The organism is Frankia sp. AiPs1, assembly GCF_023716945.1.
Classification (GTDB): Bacteria; Actinomycetota; Actinomycetes; order Frankiales; family Frankiaceae; genus Frankia.
This window is the reverse complement of sequence record NZ_JAMQQF010001053.1, coordinates 1-956: the sequence shown is the minus strand read 5'-3', so window position 1 is coordinate 956 and position 956 is coordinate 1. Positions and strand designations below refer to the sequence as shown.

The 956-nt window shown below is 75.7% G+C and carries 2 protein-coding genes; one reads left to right on the top strand and one right to left on the bottom strand.

Annotation, left to right across the window (positions count from 1 at the left end):
* Nucleotides 1-265 (bottom strand): antibiotic biosynthesis monooxygenase (locus tag ND748_RS32795; RefSeq protein ID WP_251750133.1); only part of this gene is annotated, 265 nt, incomplete at its 3' end.
* Nucleotides 266-317: 52 nt separating this feature from the next.
* Here ND748_RS32795 and ND748_RS32790 point away from each other — a divergent pair.
* Nucleotides 318-956: hypothetical protein (locus ND748_RS32790; protein ID WP_251750132.1), on the top strand; the 639-nt coding region annotated here is incomplete at its 3' end.

Here is a 956-nt window from a genome sequence, read left to right as displayed (position 1 = left end):
CGCCCGCGCCGGCCGCGGCCTCGGCGGCCGCCCGGCGGTGGCCCTCCTCGAACGCCTGCGAGGACTGCCACTTCTGGAAGTCCTCCTCGCTCCGCCAGCGGGTGTAGACGAGGTAGGTGTCCGTTCCCTCGATCGGGCGCAGCAGCTCGAACCATTCGAACCCGTCGGCCTGCTCGACCATCCCGGCCCGACCGGCGAACCGCGATTCGAGTGCGGCCCGCATTTCGGCGGGCACGGTCAGCGCATTGATCTTGACGACACTCATGTTCTCACCGTAGTGCGCAGGCCCGACCGCGGCGCCACTAGAGTGCCCCAGCGTGACAGGTCTTCCCCGGGTCGCCGTTCTCGGCGTGGACGCGGCCACCGCCGCCGCGACGATCTCCCTCGTCGACGGGGGGCTCGCGGTCGCCGCCTTCTCTGCCGGCCCCGTGCCGCCCGCCGTCCACGCCCGCCTCACCGCGTACGGCTGCGCCGACCGGGTCGTCGCGGTGTCGCCCGCCACCCTGCGCCTCACCGCGGCCAGCCCGGCTGCGCCGCCCTTCGAAGTCCATGGCGTGCAGGCCGATCCGCGGACCCCGGCGACATCCGCGGCTCCGGCGACATCCCCGGCCGCGGCGGGGACCGGGGCAGAATCCGAGGCGGTGGGCGACCTGCTCGGCGTCTTCGACGCGGTCGTGTTGGGCGACGGCACGGCCCGGCTGGGACCGGGCGGCCCGGACTCGCCTCGCTTCGGCAGCGTGTTCGACCTGGCGGCCGCCTGGGTCTTCCACGTCGGCGGGTCCCCGGAGCTGGCCGGCGCGCGGGGCCGGTGGATCGGGGAGTACCTGCGTGGCCGGTACGCCCCGCCCGAACCCGCGGTGATGAGCGCCCGCCCGGCGCTGCTCGGCCGGTCCACGCGCGCCGCGGTGCGCGCCGAACTTGCCGAGCTGGACCGGGAGCTGCGCGCCGGGCATGCC